This is a genomic window from Brevibacillus sp. LEMMJ03 (genome assembly GCF_007197875.1).
Classification (GTDB): domain Bacteria; phylum Bacillota; class Bacilli; order Brevibacillales; family Brevibacillaceae; genus Brevibacillus; species Brevibacillus thermoruber.
In genome coordinates this window covers 112,663-128,689 of record NZ_VKJN01000001.1, presented here as the reverse complement: position 1 = coordinate 128,689, position 16,027 = coordinate 112,663, and the positions used below count along the sequence as shown (strand labels likewise).

General features: G+C 58.1%; 18 protein-coding genes and 1 pseudogene. All 19 read right to left on the bottom strand.

Features of this window, described 5'->3' with window-relative positions:
- Window positions 1–105: 105 nt before the first annotated feature.
- The 19 genes and pseudogenes from ssuE to FOI68_RS00520 all read right to left on the bottom strand — a co-directional run bounded on the left by ssuE (window position 106) and on the right by FOI68_RS00520 (window position 16,026).
- Window positions 106–669, bottom strand: coding sequence for an NADPH-dependent FMN reductase (gene ssuE, locus FOI68_RS00610; RefSeq protein WP_035298066.1), 564 nt, complete (start codon window positions 667–669; stop codon window positions 106–108).
- A 132-nt stretch (window positions 670–801) separates the two neighbouring features.
- Entirely contained in the window at window positions 802–1,698 is an 897-nt protein-coding gene (locus FOI68_RS00605; RefSeq protein WP_143862060.1) for a MetQ/NlpA family ABC transporter substrate-binding protein, read from the bottom strand.
- Between the two features lie 68 nt (window positions 1,699–1,766).
- Complete coding sequence (locus tag FOI68_RS00600) at window positions 1,767–2,435, bottom strand: methionine ABC transporter permease (protein ID WP_143862059.1); 669 nt, start codon at window positions 2,433–2,435, stop codon at window positions 1,767–1,769.
- Window positions 2,432–3,217: a methionine ABC transporter ATP-binding protein gene (locus FOI68_RS00595; protein WP_143862058.1), complete on the bottom strand. Its 786-nt coding sequence runs from the start codon at window positions 3,215–3,217 to the stop codon at window positions 2,432–2,434. The genes FOI68_RS00600 and FOI68_RS00595 overlap by 4 nt, the downstream gene beginning before the upstream one ends.
- A 4-nt stretch (window positions 3,218–3,221) precedes the next feature.
- Window positions 3,222–4,601, bottom strand: coding sequence for an LLM class flavin-dependent oxidoreductase (locus FOI68_RS00590; RefSeq protein WP_143862057.1), 1,380 nt, complete (start codon window positions 4,599–4,601; stop codon window positions 3,222–3,224).
- 112 nt (window positions 4,602–4,713) lie between these two features.
- Complete coding sequence (locus FOI68_RS00585) at window positions 4,714–5,058, bottom strand: hypothetical protein (protein WP_143862056.1); 345 nt, start codon at window positions 5,056–5,058, stop codon at window positions 4,714–4,716.
- Window positions 5,059–5,129: 71 nt separating this feature from the next.
- On the bottom strand, window positions 5,130–5,606 hold the full coding sequence (locus FOI68_RS00580; RefSeq protein ID WP_143862055.1) for a DinB family protein: 477 nt from the start codon (window positions 5,604–5,606) through the stop codon (window positions 5,130–5,132).
- A gap of 26 nt (window positions 5,607–5,632) precedes the next feature.
- Window positions 5,633–6,838 (bottom strand): amidohydrolase, encoded by a 1,206-nt coding sequence (locus tag FOI68_RS00575; RefSeq protein ID WP_143862054.1) that lies wholly within the window; start codon window positions 6,836–6,838, stop codon window positions 5,633–5,635.
- A gap of 21 nt (window positions 6,839–6,859) precedes the next feature.
- The gene (locus FOI68_RS00570; protein WP_143862235.1) at window positions 6,860–7,366 is read right to left on the bottom strand and encodes a GNAT family N-acetyltransferase; all 507 of its coding nucleotides are present in this window, start codon (window positions 7,364–7,366) and stop codon (window positions 6,860–6,862) included.
- 5 nt (window positions 7,367–7,371) lie between these two features.
- Entirely contained in the window at window positions 7,372–8,136 is a 765-nt protein-coding gene (locus tag FOI68_RS00565) for an amino acid ABC transporter ATP-binding protein (protein WP_143862053.1), read from the bottom strand.
- On the bottom strand, window positions 8,133–8,843 hold the full coding sequence (locus FOI68_RS00560) for an amino acid ABC transporter permease (RefSeq protein ID WP_143862052.1): 711 nt from the start codon (window positions 8,841–8,843) through the stop codon (window positions 8,133–8,135). Before FOI68_RS00560 ends, FOI68_RS00565 begins: the two co-directional genes overlap by 4 nt.
- Window positions 8,844–8,866: 23 nt before the next feature.
- Window positions 8,867–9,490, bottom strand: a pseudogene (locus FOI68_RS00555) (amino acid ABC transporter permease); the annotation flags it as partial.
- Window positions 9,409–10,185: a transporter substrate-binding domain-containing protein gene (locus FOI68_RS00550; protein WP_143862051.1), complete on the bottom strand. Its 777-nt coding sequence runs from the start codon at window positions 10,183–10,185 to the stop codon at window positions 9,409–9,411. The pseudogene FOI68_RS00555 and the gene FOI68_RS00550, both read right to left, overlap by 82 nt.
- 23 nt (window positions 10,186–10,208) lie before the next feature.
- Window positions 10,209–11,228 (bottom strand): LLM class flavin-dependent oxidoreductase, encoded by a 1,020-nt coding sequence (locus FOI68_RS00545; protein WP_143862050.1) that lies wholly within the window; start codon window positions 11,226–11,228, stop codon window positions 10,209–10,211.
- A gap of 127 nt (window positions 11,229–11,355) precedes the next feature.
- Window positions 11,356–12,279, bottom strand: a complete 924-nt coding sequence (locus tag FOI68_RS00540; RefSeq protein WP_143862049.1) for a LysR family transcriptional regulator — start codon at window positions 12,277–12,279, stop codon at window positions 11,356–11,358.
- 34 nt (window positions 12,280–12,313) lie between these two features.
- A complete protein-coding gene (locus tag FOI68_RS00535) occupies window positions 12,314–12,592 on the bottom strand; it encodes a hypothetical protein (RefSeq protein ID WP_231558699.1) in 279 nt (92 codons plus the stop codon).
- 270 nt (window positions 12,593–12,862) lie between these two features.
- Window positions 12,863–14,050, bottom strand: coding sequence for a CaiB/BaiF CoA transferase family protein (locus tag FOI68_RS00530; RefSeq protein WP_029099341.1), 1,188 nt, complete (start codon window positions 14,048–14,050; stop codon window positions 12,863–12,865).
- A 22-nt stretch (window positions 14,051–14,072) separates the two neighbouring features.
- On the bottom strand, window positions 14,073–15,224 hold the full coding sequence (locus FOI68_RS00525; protein WP_044900183.1) for an alpha-hydroxy-acid oxidizing protein: 1,152 nt from the start codon (window positions 15,222–15,224) through the stop codon (window positions 14,073–14,075).
- A 22-nt stretch (window positions 15,225–15,246) separates the two neighbouring features.
- On the bottom strand, window positions 15,247–16,026 hold the full coding sequence (locus FOI68_RS00520) for an enoyl-CoA hydratase/isomerase family protein (RefSeq protein WP_255433285.1): 780 nt from the start codon (window positions 16,024–16,026) through the stop codon (window positions 15,247–15,249).
- Window position 16,027: the final 1 nt, after the last annotated feature.

Here is a 16,027-nt window from a genome sequence, read left to right as displayed (position 1 = left end):
CCCATCGGGGGGTGAGGCATCTCCAGTTGACTGGTCGACAGATGGATATTCTCCGTGCTTTCGCGAGACGTTCGTAAGAGGCAGACCGGTCGATCCGTGTCCCGGTTACAGTGACTTCGCTTCCTTCGTTTCCTTCGCAGTCCCCTTCACCGCGTGTACCCACTCGGCCAGCGATTGCTGCAGGCGGGCTTGCAGCTCTTCGGCCAGCTCGAACCCGCCGCCCTCCAAACGGGTGACCTGTGTGTCCAGCGCATAGACACCCGTGAAAATGTGGTTGGCTCCGAGTGCCGACAAGACCGGCTTCAAGGCGTAGTCGATGGCCAGGAGGTGGGCAATGGTGCCCCCGATCGCCAAGGGAAGCACGATTTTCTTCTCCAGCCCCTTCTGCGGAATCAGGTCGAGAAACGACTTCAGCACACCGGTATACGACGCTTTGTAAATGGGCGTCGCAACGACGACCGCGTCGGATTTGGCGATGATTCGGTTCGCTTCCAGAATGGCCGGGCTGTCAAACCGGGTATAGACCAAATCTTCCGGGGGGAGCTGCCTGACCTGGATTTCATGGTACTCCCATCCCTCGGATTGGACCGTTTTGCGCACTTCCTGCAGCAGCCCGTTCAACCGTGACGACTCGGTCGGACTGCCTGAAATCACCGTAATGATTGCCATTCAGAGCACAACCTTTCACATGGATTTGACAAACAAAGCCGTTATTTCCCACCTGTTTACTAGGTTATGGAAAGTATAGCGCGGCTTCGGCAGGGTGTCAACGGCCGATGCCGGAAGCTTGACCGTCTCCCCTCAAAACGCGGGCACCACGGCGACCCCGTATTTGTTCTGGATAAATGTCTTCACGTCCGGCGTTTGCAGAGCCGCTCCCAGCTTTCTGATTTCTTCGCGGTTTTCGTCGCCTTTGCGGACCACGATCACGTTGGCGTAGGGGGAGTTCCCGTCTTCCCGGAACAGCGCGGAGTTGGGATCGATGTTGGCTTCCAGCACGATGTTGGTGTTAATGACAGCGCCGTCCAGATCCGGCAGGGCCCTCGGCAGGGTAGCGGCCTCGGCCTCCACGAATTGCAGGTGTTTCGGGTTTTCGACGATGTCGTTTGGCGTTGCCTCGTACGTGGTCAGGCCGTCTTTCAGTTTGATGAGTCCCTGCTCCTGCAAGAGCACCAGCGCTCTGTACTCGTTGGACGGGTTGTTGGGAATCCCGATTTTGGCTCCGTCCTTCAGCTCGTCTCTCGATTTGAGTTTGTCCGAATAGAAGCCGATCGGTTCCACGTGAACCTTTGTGGTCACGGCAAAGTCATACCCCTTTTCCTTGCTGACCGAATCCAGGTACGGGACGTGTTGAAAGAAATTCGCATTGATTTGGCCGTCCTGCAGCGCGGGATTCAACTGGCCTTCGTCGTCCAGCACGACCACTTCCAGATTGATGCCTTCTTCTTTCAGTTTCGGCTTGATGAATTCCAAAATCTCCGCATGTGGGACGGGGGCGGCCCCTACCTTCAGCGTCACCTCTTGTTTCGGCTGCGCGGTTCCTCCCGCGTCGGATGACGTACCGGCGTTGGCCGGGCTGCCCTGCGCGGCTGTGTCCGAAGCGGCTGGTGCGCTGCTGCCGCCCGAGCCGCAACCGGCAAGGACCGAACTGAAGATGGCCAAAAGTGCGATAACGACGAACAAACCTTTCTTACCCATACGAACACTCCCATTTTCTTTGGATTTAGGTGAAATGAATGAAACCGTGGCTGTTCCTGTCTGCTGTCTTACTCGAATTTGTAGCGCTTCTTGCTGATTTGTCCGGCAATAAAGTCGCCGCCCCACTGAATGAGTTGAACCAGCAGGATGATCAGAATGACGGTCGCAAACAGCACGTCCTCCCGAAACCGTTGATAGCCGAAGCGGATGGCCAGGCTGCCGAGGCCGCCAGCGCCGATCGCGCCGGCCACGGCGGTAAATTCCGTGATGCCGATAATGCCGATGGTGATCCCCCGCACCAGTGCCGGCAGGGCCTCCGGAATCAGCACGTGAAAGATGATGGTAAGCGGCGGCGCACCGATGGATTTCGCCGCTTCGACTTTTCCCGGACTGACCTCCTTGAGCGTGTTCTCGATGATTCTCCCGAGAAACGGAGCCGCACCGATGGAAAGCGAAACGATGGCGGCGGTGGGGCCCAGCGTCGTCCCCACGACCCAGCGGGACAAGGGCAAAAGCAGCACGATGAGGATGATGAACGGAAGCGAACGGACACTGTTGATCAGGGTACTGATCACCTTGTGCAGCCGGGGGGCTTCCAGAATGCCGCCCTTCTCGGTCACGACCAGCGTAACCCCCAGTGTCATTCCCAGAACGAGGGCAAACAAGGACGACCAAAACACCATGTACAGCGTTTCCAGAAGGCCTTTCCACAGCAAATCAATCAGATCGTCCCTCATATCCCCGCCCCCGTTCCTTCCATGACCATGCGCTTGTCGCGGTAATACTCGATGATTTTCACGAACCGTTTGGCGGTGTCGCTTTCCGGATTCAGGAAAAACTTGTCGACGGAACCGTTTTCGACGATTCGGCCGTTCTCGATGACCGCCATGTTGTTGCAGATGTGCTGCAGTACGTCCAATTCGTGTGTTATCAACACGATGGTAAGGTGCAGCTTCCGGTTGATGTCCTTCAATAGTTCCAGAATCGAGTAGGTGGTTTGCGGATCGAGCGCGGAGGTGGCCTCGTCGCTGAGCAGGACATCCGGCTCGTTCACCAGTGCCCTGGCGATGCCCACGCGCTGCTTTTGTCCGCCGCTGAGCTGGAACGGATAGACATTTTCCTTGTCACTCAGTTGGACAAGATCGAGCATCTCTCTGACCCGCTTTTGAATGTACGGCTTCGGGTGACCCGCCACCTTCAGCGGGAACGCCACGTTCTGGAATACCGTCTTGGAGTCGAGCAGGTTGAACTGCTGAAAAATCATGCCGATTTTCCGCCGCGCCTGCTGCAGCTCCGACTGGTTCAACTGCGTGATCACTTTGCCTTCGATCTCGATGCTGCCGGAATCGGGTTCCTCCAGCCGGTTGAGGCAGCGGATCAACGTGGACTTGCCCGCGCCGCTGAAGCCGATAATGCCGAAAATATCCCCTTTTTCAATGCGCAGGTTGATGTTCTCCAGCGCCGTGACGGTGCCTTTGGGGGTTTTGTACGTCTTGTTGAGGTTGGAAATGACGATCATGTATTCACCACCTGTGTCGGGACGTGAGCGTTTTCTCGACGTGATGCTTATTCTCGGACAGGGCAAGGCGATGCGGCGGGATCGGCAGTCCGAGATGCCCCCGCAGGGTGTCGCTGTCGTAGTCGGTACGAAACAGCCCTTTTCGCTGCAAAATCGGCACCACGTGATTCACAAAGTCCGCCAAGCCGTCCGGGAGCAGCGGCGCCATGATCATGAAGCCGTCCGCAGCCCGTTCGGTGAACCACCTTTCCAGCGTGTCGGCGATTTTTTCAGGCGGGCCGACCAGGCTGTCATCGCTGAACGATCCGGTCAAGAGGGAGTACAGCTCCCGCAGCGTCGGATTTTCCCTGGCGATGACAGGCTGATGCTTTTTGTAGTCGGCTTTGGTCTCCGGCAGCCGGTCCAGTCCCAGTTCGGCGGCGCGTGTCTCCAGCGTGGCGTGGCGAAAATCGACGCCCTTGAAATAGTCGGCCAGGAAGCGCAGGCCTGTTTCTTCCGTGATCAGCGATTCGAGAAGCTTTTGGGTCGCCCGCGCCGCTTCTTCCGTTTCGCCGATGATGGGAGAAATGCCCTGCAGGATGCGCACATCCTCGGGAGAACGGCCAAAGGCGGCCGCTTTCTCCTTGAGGGAACGGTAAAACGCCTTGGCGTCCTCGATGTTGTATTTGATGGAAAAGATGACCTCCGCCGTCCGGGCGGCGAGGTTTTGCCCCGATGCGGAAGAGCCGGCCTGTACGAGAACGGGGTGACCCTGTCGGGAGCGTCCGATGTTCAGCGGCCCCTGGACGGAGAAGAACCGTCCTTTGTGGTTGAGGCGGTGCAGCTTGTTCCGTTCGAAAAACCGGCCGCTTTCCTTGTCCCGCACAAACGCGTCATCTTCCCACGAGTCCCATAATCCTTTCACCACATCCACAAATTCCTCCGCACGCTGGTAGCGGAAGGTGTGGTCGTAATGCTCCTCGCGCCCAAAGTTGAGCGCGGTGTTTCCCGACAAATCACGGGTGGTGACGACATTCCAGCCGGCTCTCCCTTTGCTGATGTGATCGACTGACAGAAACTGCCGGGCCAGGTTGAACGGTTCGGCATAGGACGTGGACGCGGTCGCCACAACGCCGATGGTCGAAGTCGCTCCCGCCAAAGCCGTAATCAGCGTGATCGGCTCAAACCGGTTGAGAATGTTCGGGTGAGATTCTTCATTGATGGCCAAACTGTCCGCGATAAACACCATGTCGAATTTTCCCCGTTCGGCCAGCACGGCAAGCCGTTTGTAGTAGTCGATATCGATGCTGGAATCGGCCTGTGCATGCGGGTGCCTCCAGGAAGCCACGTGCATGCCCGTTCCGACCAAATAGGCGGCCAGTTTGATGTGACGGTTTCGGATCACGAGAGCACCTCCACTACACCAAGTTATGAAAGTTGGATACTCGGATATGAAGCGGCGCCATTCTGTCAAGCGGGACGATCTCGGCCGTGTGCCGCCTCCTTTTGATCTGCCGTTACGTCCCGGACCACCTGGCTGCCGGACGATCCCGTTCCGCATCCGCAAGCAAACGGGTGTCCGTGTACTGTTTCAGCGACGCCGCCAGCGCTCCCTTTCCCAGCTTCAACCGGTTTGTCCGGGGCTTGCGGCCGGTCGCCTGCAGCCGCTGCAGGAAATCAATCACGATCCTTCTGCGGGAGACGATATGCTTGACGCCGCATTGGTAAAACCAGAGGTCGATTGTATTGTAGCCCCCCCTGTTCACACCGTACTGCTCCAGGCACCAGGCGGCGAAGGAAATGTCGGGCTGGTGCAGCACGTCCGGGTCATCCGAGGGTGGCGCCGGTTGACTGACAGACAAGATGGTTCCTCCCATCGCCTCATCCACTCCACGCTCGTAAAATGGTTTCAATATGCCGCAGCCAGCCCCCGTCATACTGCGGCGGCCATGGCCTGCTTGATTCGCTCAATCTGCCGCAGATGAACCTGCACGTGATCGATAAACGCTTGAACAACCTCGGCCAGACTGATGGTCTCCCCTTTTGCGTTCACGCCCGTTTTTCCCCAATCTTCGTCCGTCAGCCGCTGAAACAGCAAGCTGTTGTAGATCAGCAGGGCGTGAAAGATGGTCAGAATCACCGAAGCGGAACTTTCGTTGGCCTTGGAATGGCTTACCCACGGGTCTTGTGCGAAAGCCGGCAGCCTCGCCGAAGAACCGGACAGAATCTCCCGGATTCGGAAGGAAACGACGATGTTATGGTCGGCCAGATGGGACAGCACTTCCGTCACGCTCCACACATGCGGCGCCTCTTTCCACTTCAACTGCGTTTCCGTCAACCCTTCGATGGCCTGCTTTAGCTGCTGATGCGTATCCATGTAGTGCCGAATGTCAATCTGGTGTTGACTCATTTTCCATTCCTCCCCTGTTCTCCCGTTCACGGCGTTTGCCCGGCCTCCACCCGATGTCCCGCCGCGTCCGGCTCGGACCACCTCTCCGCCGCGTACAGGGCCGCAAGCGCGAACAAGGCGGCGCTTGGCACGAGGGCCTCTTCGTTTACCGTAAACCGGGGATGATGCCACTCTTCCGTCCCGCTGGTCCCCATCCAGATAAAGGTACCGGGGACTTTTGTCTGATAATGGGCGAAGTCTTCCCCGCCGGTGGAAGGCTGCGCCTCCACAATCGTCAGATGCAGGGCTTCCGCGGCGGCGCGAATCACCTCGGTCGTCACCGGATCATTCCGGACCGTTGGCGTTCCGGCAAACCATTCCAGCCTGGCGTCGGCGCCGTACCCGGCTGCAATTCCTTTCGCGATCCGCTGCAGCAGGCCGGGCATGTTTTTTCGGACGTGCGGTTCGAACGTTCGCACCGTCCCTTCCAGAATGGCCGTGTCGGGTATCACATTCCACGATGTGCCGGCGTGGAACTGGCACACGCTGACCACCGCGCGTTCAAACGGACTGATGCTGCGGCTGATCGCCGTCTGCAATCCGCCGACGATCGCGCTGGCCGCAACGATCGGATCGATGGCCGATTGCGGAACGGCCGCGTGTCCTCCCTTTCCGCTGACCGTGATGGCAAACCCATCGACGCTGGCCATTAACGGACCGGTTTTCACCCCGATCGTTCCCACCGGCAGGTCCGGTTTGTTGTGCATGCCAAAGATCGCGTGCACCCCGTCCAGCGCGCCCGCTTTGATCAAGACGTTGGCGCCGCATCCCTTTTCTTCACCGGGTTGAAACAGAAAGCGAACCCGGCCGTGGAGATGACGGACATGCTTTTGTAGAAGCACCGCCGCCCCCAGCATCGCCGCCGTGTGAAAATCGTGGCCGCACGCGTGCATCTTCCCGTCGATCCGAGACGCAAACGGCAGTCCCGTCTCTTCCTGTACAGGCAGCGCGTCGATGTCGGCTCGCAGCGCAATCGTAGGGCCGGGCCGCTCCCCCGCGACTTCCGCCACCACCCCCACCGGGACGTCCAAGGGCAGAATCACGATGCCTTCGTCCTGCAGAAACCGGCGAATTCTGCGCGTCGTCTCAAACTCCGCCATGGACAGCTCCGGATACTGGTGCAGTTCGCGCCGGATGTCCACCAGTCTGGGCCGCAATTCCTCAGCGTCCTTGCGAAACCGTTCCGCTACCATATTGCAATGGCCCCTCCTCCCTCACTCTGCTCCCCGGATCGTGAAGCCGGTCCCGACGAGCTGCTTTTTCAAAAAGACCAGCGTGTCGTCATGCCCCAACTCCCGTTCATAAAACAGAACATACCCTCTTCGTTCATACATGGCCAAAAGCCACGGGTGCTTGCGCGATGTCGCCAGGGTGACGGCCGGCGCCTGCAGCGTATCCCGCACCACCGTTTCCTCGACATACCGCAGCAGCTTGGACCCGATTCCCCGATTCGCGCGGGCAGGGTCTACCGCAAACCAGTACAGGAACGGATACTCCGTCACCTCTTCCAGCGTTTTCAGGGAAATGGTCGCCACAAGCGAGCCGTTCTGTTCCAGCACATAGCACGTATGCTGCGTCAGATTGTCCTGGATCATGCCGAGGTCGGCCTCGGTCGCGGTAAAGGCGATGTCCAGCGCCCTGATGGATTCGTATGCACGCGTGATCAGATCCAGCAGCGTCTCCGCGTCTTTCCATGTCGCCAACCGGTACGTGTCGCTCACCTTCCTCACCTCAACGCTTCCATCGGATAGCTCCATTCCGGCGTGATTCGTTTCAGGAACTGTCGTGTTCGTTCTTCCTTCGGGTCAACAAAGATGTCGGCCGGTGTTCCTTGTTCCACGATGACTCCTCCGTCCATAAAGACGACGTGATTGGATACCTCCCGAGCGAAGCCCATTTCGTGCGTGACGACGATCATGGTCACCCCTTCGCTCGCAATGGTTTTGATAACCGCCAGGACTTCGCCGACCAGTTCCGGGTCAAGCGCGGATGTAGGCTCGTCGAACAAAATCACCTCGGGATTCAGCGCCAAGGCGCGGGCGATCCCGACACGCTGCTGCTGTCCGCCCGAGAGCTGGCTGGGGTAATGATCGCACTTGTCGGACAGCCCCACTTTCTCCAGCATCTCTAGGCTTCGCTCCCTTGCCTCTTTCTTGGGCACCTTTTGGGCGACGATCAGCCCTTCCATGACGTTTTCCAGGGCCGTTTTATGCTTGAACAGATTGTAGTGCTGAAAGACCATGGCCGTTTTCCGGCGCAGTTCCAAAATGTCTTTCCGGCTTGGATGCCTGCAGTCAACCGTGAGCGCGCCGATGGTCACCTCGCCGTCGTTCGGCCGCTCCAAAAAGTTGATGCAGCGCAGCAGCGTGGTTTTCCCCGACCCGCTGGGGCCGAGAATGACGACGACATCCCCCCTTTCCACCGTCAGATTGATGCCGTTCAGCACGTTCTGCCTGCCAAAGGATTTCTGAATGTTTTTCAAGTGGATCATGCCATGCCTCCCCTGCTGTACGCAGTGACTCGTTTTTCCAGAAACGCCGTAATCCGTTCGGCGATGATCGTCATGCCCCAGTAGATCAGGGCTGCGGCGATGAACGCCTCGAGAAACTTCAGGTTTACCGACGCGACCACGTTGGCTTTGCCGAGCAGTTCCATCTGAGACACGGTAAAGGCGAACGTCGAGGTATGCAAAAATCCGATGAACAGGTTGCACAAATTGGGCAGAATGGCGCCGAACGCCTGCGGGAGCACGATCCGCCACATCGCCTGCGGGGTGCTCATGCCGACCGCATAAGCGGCTTCGATCTGGCTCGCGGGTACCGACAGGATGCCGGACCGGATGATTTCCGACATGTACGCGCCGGCCGTCAGCGAGTAGGCCGTCAGCACAAACAGAAGGATCGGGATCGACGCGGATTTGAACGACCAGCCGAAATAGGCGGACAGGCTGTCAATCAGCTTCGGCATAGCGAAGTAGATGATCAGCACATGCAGCACAATCGGCGTTCCGCGCAGAAAGGAGACGTAAAACTCGGCCAGCCGATGCACAACGCGCACCTTGTACAACCGGATCAACGCCGTCGCGACCCCGATGCCCAAACCGAAAATCAGCGGCACGACCGTGATGGTCAGCGTCAGCGGCAGGGCCGTCAGAATCTCAAAGAACGCGGTAACGATAAACGCTATGTCAATCGTCATCCCCTCTCACCTCCCCCTCTCCGTCAGGCACTGGCCCATTTTCGCTCGTGCTGCTGCAGTTTTCGTTCCGAGGCGGCAAACAGTCTTTCCAGCACAATCACGACGAGGTAGTAGATTACGGCGAGGCTGATATACACCTCAAGCGCATGGGCGGTGGCCGAGATGAGCGTCTGCCCGCGTCCCATCATATCCATCACGCCGATGGTAAAGGCGAGCGAGGTATCCTTGAGAAACCCGATCACCTTGTTGGCGAAGTTCGGGACAGCGACCATCAGCGCCTGCGGCAGCACGATGCGCCTAAACGCCTGACGCGCGGTCATCCCCACCGCATAGGCCGCTTCCGTCTGTCCGAGGTCCACACTGTTCACCGCGCCGCGTATGGTTTCGGACAGAAACGCCGCGCTGCTCAGCGCATACGTGACGATCACGAACAACAGCGGATCGGCTCGTGACAGATCGAGATGGACCAGGCCGAGCACTGCCGGCAGCCCGTAATAGACCAGAAACAATTGGATCAGCACGGGCGTTCCCCGGATAAAGGAAACGTACACGACAACCAGTTGGGTCAGCACCGGAATGTTGTAGAGCCGCGAAATCGCAAGCAGCAGGCCGAGCAGCAGGCCAAAGAACAGGGACGCGGCCAGAAGTACACTTTCGAATTGGAGAGCGTCTCCCCCACCGTCTTTAATTGGGCGTCCACCGACTTGTTGAGAAAATCGATCGCAAACTGCGTGCTGATCGTCGCGTCGACCCGGCCCGATTTGATTTGCTCGTTCGCATCCTCGCCGGCGCCGGTGTACACGATTTGGATCGGGTTCCCGTGTTCGCTGTTCCACTTTTCCGCCAGCACCGCCGAGTTGCTGGTCGCCGTCACAATCAGTTTTTTGCCTTTCAGATCCTCAATCAACTTGACGGTGTTGTTATCCTTGTGAACGACCACTTTCAGGGGAAAAATGTTGTAGGCTTCATCGTTGTACAGGAATTTCTTCTGACGTTCTTCGTTGACTTCCATCTGGTGCGCGATCAGGTCGATTTTCTTCGTTTCCAGGCTGAGCAGCAGATTTTTGAATTCGAACGTCTTCAGCTCAAATTCATAATCCGGCAGGCGCTTGTCGATTTCCCTGATCAGTTCGACGTCATACCCGGTCAGCTTGCCGTTCGCGTCGATGAAGCAGATGTTGGGAAACTGCGTCCCGGTCCCCACCACCACCTTTTTCACGCCTGCCGAGGCTCCGCCCCCCTGACTGCCCGGGTTGTCTTTGGATGTGGCCGCGTCGGAAGAGCATCCCGCCGCAACCAACAGCGTACTGATCAGAGCGGTCAACATAATTTGCTTGTTCATGAATCATCCCCCTCCTGTGTCCTCTATTTGTGTGAAAGGCTCGATTCGGCAAACGCTTCCCTGAGCAGCACGCACGTCCGGAGACGATCCGCAAATCGCTTCACGGCCAACGTGATGAGCAGCTCATCCACTTCGTACTTTTTCTGCAGGGCGAGCAGTTTCCGGCGGACCGTTTCCCGGGAGCCGCAGATGAGGTTGGCGTCCTTTATTTCGATAGTGTACCTCTCATCCGACTGCCGCCCGTACGATTCCGCCGCTTCGACGCTGCTCACCGTCAGCGTTCTTCCGCTTTCCAGATGAATCTTCACATTCTTCACATCAGCCGCCAGCGCTCCGGCTTCCTCATCCGTATCCGCCACAATGACACCGAGGGCAAGAATGGCCTGCGGGCGGGCAGCTTTTCGGGTGTCGAATCGGTTCCGGTATGTGTCAAAAGCCTGCTGGATGACGGTTTCGTCGCCGTTGATGAACTGCGCAAACACGTAGGGAAGTCCCTGCTGCGCCGCCAACTCTGCACTGGAGGGAGTGGTTCCCAACACGTACAGATCCACAGGCTGCTGCGGGATGGGAACGGCCCGCAAGCCGTAAAGCGGATGGGCCGGGTCCAATCGGCCACTCAGGTACTGCTCCAATTCCGCCAATTTCTCCGCCAGCGATCTGGTATGACCGCCGTCCTGCTGCAGGGCTCTGGTGGACAAGGGAAGTCCCCCCGGCGCTCTGCCGATTCCCAGGTCGATCCTCCCCGGCGCCAGCGCCGCCAGCACATGAAAGTTTTCCGCCACCTTGTACGGACTGTAATGCTGCAGCATGACACCGCCCGACCCCAGGCGGATCCGGTCCGTCTTCGCCGCCAGGTATGCGAGGAGCACCTCGGGTGAAGACCCGACCACGTCATCGGAGTTGTGGTGTTCCGATACCCAAAAGCGGTAGTATCCCAGTTCTTCCGCTTTCCGGGCCAGTTCAACCGTGTGACGGAAAGCCTCTTCCGCCGTTTCTCCCGTATCCAGCGGACTTTGATCCAGAATGCTGATCCGAATTCCCATCGTACACCCCTCCCGGAAGCATGGAGATGCCAATTCGTAGTAATCACATTTGTTTAGTATGTTTTATTTTTTACACACGCTACCACCTGCGTTTTTCACCGTCAACCGGCTTCATAATCAGGTTTTTCTATCGGCACATCGAAACATTCAATGAAACTTCCGATGCCGCATCCGCCGCCCCAACGTCCCACGGGATCTCTGCAAACAGTTTTCGAATCCCGGCTCCTTCCCCTTTCAAGGAGATGAGGTTGGTGCGCAGCGAGAGGCTTGCCAGGGACGGAATGCGGATCGGAAACAGCCGCCTGTCCTGCACTTCCTTTCGAACGCACAGGTCCGGCAAAAAACCGATGCCCATCCCTTTGGCGATGCATTTCTTGGCGGCTTCCAGGTTGTCGATGTACACATCGATCACCGGCGGCCAATGCAGGGTTTCGAACAGACGGTGCAGCTTGATCCAGTCAAGCGAGCCGCACTCAAAAAACACCAGGGACTGCCCGCCCACCTCTTCCATGGTGCTCGGAGGCTGTTCGATGAACCGATGCCCCTGGTGCACATAAAGGCGGATCGGGTCTTCATAGAACATGACGGAATCCACAAGCGGATGGCTGATATTCCGCACCAGCCCCACATCGATCTCCTTTTGCAGCACCTTTTCCAGAATCGTTTCGGTGGAGGCCGTCACCAGCTTGATCCGCAAGCCGGGATATTGTTGTTTCAGACGGGGGAGGATCTCCGGGATGATGTAAGCGGAAACCGAGGCCGTGCAGCCGATCCTCAGTTCGTCGAGCGTGGTCTGGTTTCGCTGCAGATGCTGCTTCCCTTTTTTGTACGATTGGAGGATTTGCTGCGCGTACGGCAAAAACTGCTTTCCTTTCTCCGTCAGGGAAACGTTTCTCCCGTCCCGCTGAAACAGCTTCACGTCCAGTTCACGTTCGAGCGACTGGATGCGGGCGGTAATGGATGGCTGCGACAAAAACAGCGCATCCGCCGCTTTGTTGAAGCTGTTGAAGTGAACGACGTATACGAACGCTTCGAGGTTCTCAATGTTCATCCGTTCCCCTCCTTCGTCTCCAAACCCCTTTGGCCTATTCCAAAATGGACACGATTTTGCCGATGGCGTTCACTCCGGTGCATGTCTCAGCGTTGAAATCCTCGATGCATATCGCCTCTGACACCATCAAGGGCTTTTCGCTTACCATCGCTTGAAACTGTTCGTCACTCAAAAATTCATACGCATACCGGTGGAGATAGCGAATGCGCCAGACTTTTTTCCCGTGGAGAGACGCGAAGAAGCTCAAGAGGTGTGGACAGATTTCCGCTTCCGCCTGGAATACCTGATGGCAGGTCGGACAGAGATACTCCATGTGCATTCCCCCTGATTGCGATATGGATGGGGGATGAAAAAGGCTCCCGCACTTGCGCCTGGCAAGCAGTCGGGAGCCTTCAGTTGACTGATCGGCTGGTTATGGATTCAGTTTAATCTGATTATTCCTACTGGTCAAGTGTGAATTGAGTGTGCTTGGCTGTTTCCTGCCCTGTTTTCCTCGCGCCGCCGCACCCGTCATGAAAAAGCAGCCCCCCACCTCGCAAAGAAAACCGAGGCGGAGGGCCGCTTGGGACGGAGGAGGAAGCTGTCAGATGATGTGGTTCTCCTCCAGCTCCCGAATTGCGTCTTCCGAATAATTCAGTTCCCGGAGCACTTCCCTGGTGTGTTGGCCCAGGTAGGGGGCCGGGCGTCTGACTTGTCCCGGGGTTTTGGAAAACTTCGCGGGAAACCCCAGATTCACAATGGGGCCGGCAACCGGATGCTCATACTCGATGATCATCTCGCGCGCCCGGATATGCGGATCGTTCATGGTTTCGTCATACCGGTAGATGGGACCGGACGGAATGCCCGCCTTGTCCAGCTTCTCCAGCCAGTATTGGGACTCTTCGCGGATGATGATCTCCTGGATGATGGCTTCCAGTTCGTCCACATGCCGGATGCGGTCGCTGTTTGTGAGGAACCGGGGGTCTTCCATCAGCTCCGGCCGGTCAATGACGTCCTGGCAAAAACGCTCCCACAGCTTTTGATTGGCCGCGCCGATCAGAATGTGCCCGTTTTTGGTCCGGAACCCTTGATAGGGGGCGGAGACGCGGTGAGCCGACCCGTTCGGCCCGGACACTTCCCCCGCCCCGAAATAGGCGGCCGCTTCCCATACCGTCCACGCCAGTCCCGAATCAACCAGCGACAAATCAATGTACTGGCCTTCACCTGTCCTAATCTTGTGGACATACGCCGCCAAAATGGAGTAGAGCGCGGTAACGCCCGCCGCGATGTCGTGGATGGCGATGCCGCTTTTGACGGGTCTGCCGCCTTTTTCACCCGTCATGCTCATGATCCCTGACAGGCCCTGTGCCATAATGTCAAACCCGCCTTTGTGGCTGTACGGCCCCGTTTGTCCGTATCCGGAGATCGAGCAGTAGATCAGGCCGGGGTTGACGGCTCGCAGGGTTTCAAAATCAATCCCCAGCTTGCGGGTCGTGCCGGGCCGAAAGTTCTCGATAAAGACATCGGCCGTTTTGACAAGGTCATACAGGATGGCGCGGCCCGCTTCTTCCTTGATGTTCAAGCGGATTCCCCGCTTGTTCCGGTTCACCATCATGTAGCAGTAGCTCTCATCGTTCACGAACGGTCTCATCGTCCGGGTGTCGTCCCCGTCGGGATACTTCTCCACCTTGATCACGTCGGCTCCCAGATCCCCCAGCACCATCGTGCAGTAGGGACCGGCAAGCACCTGCGTCAGATCAACGACTCTCATGTTTTGCAACGCTTGCTGCATGTTGGACGCCTCCCGCAGTGGATTACAGGCGAGTGAGAATGCCGCGGTTCAGGTCGCTGACGGATTTGCTGCCGGACAAGGCCAGTGACACGTCCAACTCGCTGATCAGCGTATCGATGACGCGCGCTACCCCTTTTTCCCCCGCAACAGCCAGGCCGTACAGGAACGGGCGTCCAATCAGGACGGCATTCGCTCCCAGCGCGAGCGCCTTGATGATGTCCGCTCCCGTGCGAATCCCGCTGTCCAGCAGGAGAGGGATTCGTCCCCCCACCGCTTCCACAATGGGCGGCAGCGCATCGAGGCTGGAGATGGCTCCGTCCAACTGCCGTCCCCCGTGATTGGAGACGATCAGGCCGTCGACTCCATGCTCGACGGCCAGCTTCGCATCTTCGGGATGCAGAATGCCTTTGAGCAAAATCGGCAGGCGGGTCTGCTGCCGCAAAAAGCGAATGTCCTCCCAGCTCAATGCCGGGTGATAGATGTTGCGGAGAATTTCCTGCACGGCGGTCTCTTCGTTGACGACCGGCAGCCGGGAGCAGAAGACCGGGTCGTTGATGTAGTTGGCCAGTCCTTTGCCTTCCTTGAGCGGCGAATACCCGTTCCAGAAATCCCGCCGCTTCCATCCGAGCATGATCGTGTCGACGGTCAGCACAATGGCACCGTACCCGGCCGCTTCCGCCCGCCGCACCATGCTGGCGGACACCTCCCGGTCATTGGACCAGTAGAGCTGGAACCAGCGGGGCGCATCCCCCATGGTCTCGGCGATCTGCTCCAACGAATAGGTGGATACGGTGCTGACGATGAACGGAACGCCATGGGCAGCCGCCGCCCGAGCAGTCGCAAGCTCCCCCTCCGGATGGGCGATGCCCTGCATGCCGATCGGGGCCAGCAGAATGGGTGTGTCCAGGTGTTGATCAAAGAGTGTGATGCTCAGCGTGCGGTCGGACACGTCCCGGAGCATTCTCGGCACGATGGCCCACCGCTGAAACGCGGTGCGGTTGGCCGCAAGCGTCTCCTCGGCTCCCGATCCGCCGCAGATGTAATCGAACGGTCCGTCGGGCAGTATCGCTCGTGCCCGCTGTTCCCAATCCTCGCTCGAGATGGGCAGTGACTGCGTGTCCTTGTCGATTTTGGTAAACAGTGCGGTTGCCGTCCGTTTTTCTGCTTCCACCATTTGCTGTTCGCTTCCTTTCCCTTTACGAAAATCGCGGTTTTCTTTTCTCCAAAAACGCCTGTACGCCTTCCCGGTAATCCTCCGAGTGAAACGATTCCAGTACCATCTGCGCCAGCTCCGGACTTTCCTCGATATGGCCGTCCAGAATCGCCTGCACCATTTTTTGGGTTCCGCGTATGGACACCTGGGAGCGCTCCGTCAGCAGGCGGGCAAATGCGTAGGTCTGCCCGACGATCTCATCCTGCGAATAAATGCGGTCAACCAGGCCGATCCGGTAGGCTTCGTGCGCATCCAGCGATCTGGCCGTGTAGAGGATCTCCTTGGTCCTGGAGGGACCGACGAGATCCACCAGACGCTTGGTGCTGGTCAGATTGTACACAATCCCCAGCTTGGCCGGCGTAATGGCGAAGACGCCGTCCTCCGAGCTGAAGCGAAAATCGCACGAGAGCGCAATATCCAGCCCGCCGCCGACCGCGTACTTTTGGATCATGGCAATGGTTGGCTTGGGAAAGCGGTGCAGCCGGTCCACCGCTCCCATGGACTGGTCGTTGTAGCGTTTCGCCTGTTCCGGAGAAAACCGATTGGATACAAACTCGCTGATATCCGCTCCCGCGGAAAAGGCGGTGTCATCCACCCCGCGAATGACCACCACTTTTGTCTCCCGGTCCTCCTCCAACTGCTGCAGCAGCGTGGACAAGGTGCCCCACATCTCCAGATTGAGGGCATTCCGCTTTTCCGGCCGATTCAGCACAATCGTCGCGACGGCCCCTTCCTTTTCCACAAACAGATGCTGTTCTCCCACA